Raw genomic sequence first — 2314 nt, 5'->3', positions numbered from 1 at the left:
CACATATTTTACCGGAAATTCAAGCGTCTTTCAAAGACCTCAAACAGTTTCTTAGTTGGTTGGATAAATGTCGGCGCCTATGGCGCAACTGCGAACGTTACCTACAAACTATTCGAATTATGGTAGCTTTAGCCTTCATCAGGCTTTTATTGAAAGACTGTTAAAGATTAAAAACAGGTTCTAAGCTTCATAATATTTTCGCCATTTGGTTTATTTACTTGACTTTGGGTTTGACCTGTTACAGCTTAGAGTTGGTTGAGCAGAAGTGATACAGTTTTCCCCATGAATTTGAAAATGAAAGAAAACTGCTGTTATAGCTCGTCGCCGTATATCGCATCGCTCTAACACTCATACCGTTACCGTACCACTTGTTAAACAGCCTTGCCATTTAAACCCATTAAAAAAGCACCCTTAACAGGCGCTGGTCATCATATATTTTAATTTGTTTGGATAACCAACCTCGTGATACAGCCCTGTACGTATGGTACTGCTTTACCACCCATCTCGTCCGTGAGATTAACGTTCAGCCACTATCTAGATATGAGAATAGCTAGTAGCCTAGTGGGATTTATTGCAGTGGCTCTCACTTGACCTGTCTACTTTTTATCATCAGCTACACTAACCGGCTGTCTAAACTTGACGGGTCTCTCAGTACCACGCTAACATTTTTCATCAAGCTAAGGCTAGTTTGCTCGGGCGAACTATTGCTAGCTCACCAACAGGGATTGGCTCCCCTGTGTTCCAGAAGAAGCAATTAAGATTCAAGACTTGCAATTTGAGATCCTAGGTCTTACAATTTAATTATCTTGAATAAGTTATCTGTTGTTCCCGCGAAAGTAAGAGGTCGCGGGGCTTCTTTTGTATATGCAGTTGTTTTAGGTCTGGCAGAAATGCTAGGCCTTTTTTAATACAGGCCAATTGTAACGCATAGTTAGGTAAGTGTCAAACTTAGCGAAAAATTATAAATAATAAATTATTTATTTTAAATTACTTATTTTTAATTATTAATTATTTGTGCTATACTGTTATCAATGGAGGCGATAGAATGACTTGTAAAACCTTGCTACACTTCAATTTCAAGGGTGGCGTTGGCAAAACTACCCTTAGTGTTATGGACACTTATCTTCTAGGCGAGCTAGGTCACAAGGTACTTTTAATTGATTTAGACCCGCAAGCTAATGCCACTGAGATTATGAGAACGACCTATAATGTCAAAACTGAGCCAAATGTGGACTTATTTAATGGACTTCTAAAATTAGACCTAAGTCATTCAATCATTGAACTAACTGACAATGTTTCAATGATTCCGGCTGATTGGTCACTAAGTTTGTGGCCGGGTAAAGTTGAAAAAATTAGGAACCATGACCGCATGCTAATTCTCAAAACTTTGATTGAACAGTTTAAATCACAATTTGAGTACATTATTATTGATGTTCCACCGACACTTTCCATTTTTACTAACAACGCAATTTTAGCTAGTGATTATGTATCATTAGTATTGCAGACGCAGAAACAGGCTTATACGTCCGTTCTAAAGACAGCACAGTATATGTATCAGCTTAAAAACGACTATCACGCAACTTTTGATGTGTCGGGTGTAATACTATACCTAGTTAAACGAGATGCTAAAGTTGACCGTGAGATTACTAAGGCAGCCACTGAATCATTCGGTGACGCAGTATTCATAAATCGAATTTGGCAACAGGAACGTGTAAAGCTATTCTCGAATGCAGGTATCAAGGATGAAGACTATTGGGATAAGAAGGCTATTAGCATGTATACGATGGTGCTAAAAGAGGAATTACACAGAATTGAGGAGATAGACAATGGCTGATGACTTTTTAAACAAGCTAGCACAACAAGCTAACCAACAACTAGGAGACAACGAGAGCCCTTTTAAACAAAAGAAAGAGGTTACTAGGCCTGTACAGGTGCGTGAGAGCACATATAAAATGGTTAAAGATATAGCCTATCATAAGGACGCTAAAATCGTTGATGTCATTGACTCTATGCTGAAATATGCTATCAATTCAGACGAGTTCAGCGAAAATAATAAATAATTTAAAATTAATAATTTATTATTTATTTTAAATTACAAAGGCACTAGCTAAAAACATAATTCAATCTGACAATCGTTATACTATATAGTAGAGAGATAAATAGGAGGCCTAAAATATGAATGAAGATGAGAAAGAAGCACAAAAGTTGGCCGATGAAAAATTTGAAGACTTCATCCAAGGGCTATATGACCCTGACAGAGAGCCTTCAAACGAGGACTTTAAAGAAGAGAGATGAGGTAGAATGTTCAGAGATT

The 2314-nt window shown here is 37.5% G+C and carries 2 protein-coding genes; both read left to right on the top strand.

The window, feature by feature from the left end; all coding sequences use genetic code 11:
* The first annotated feature begins 1045 nt into the window (after positions 1 to 1045).
* Positions 1046 to 1834: a ParA family protein gene (locus tag KGF70_RS16725; RefSeq protein WP_057717082.1), complete on the top strand. Its 789-nt coding sequence runs from the start codon at positions 1046 to 1048 to the stop codon at positions 1832 to 1834.
* Positions 1827 to 2060: a hypothetical protein gene (locus KGF70_RS16720; RefSeq protein WP_003645723.1), complete on the top strand. Its 234-nt coding sequence runs from the start codon at positions 1827 to 1829 to the stop codon at positions 2058 to 2060. The genes KGF70_RS16725 and KGF70_RS16720 overlap by 8 nt, the downstream gene beginning before the upstream one ends.
* Positions 2061 to 2314 lie beyond the last annotated feature (254 nt).

This window comes from Lactiplantibacillus sp. 7.2.4, from assembly GCF_018991185.1.
Classification (GTDB): domain Bacteria; phylum Bacillota; class Bacilli; order Lactobacillales; family Lactobacillaceae; genus Lactiplantibacillus; species Lactiplantibacillus pentosus.
The sequence above is the reverse complement of the archived record's forward strand: the minus strand, read 5'-3'. Positions and strand labels throughout refer to the sequence as shown.

Bases quoted from the DNA above. Each gene is read 5' to 3' on its own strand.
- KGF70_RS16725 (WP_057717082.1), top strand. From the start codon at position 1,046: ATGACTTGTAAAACCTTGCTACACTTCAATTTCAAGGGTGGCGTTGGC.
- KGF70_RS16720 (WP_003645723.1), top strand. From the start codon at position 1,827: ATGGCTGATGACTTTTTAAACAAGCTAGCACAACAAGCTAACCAACAA.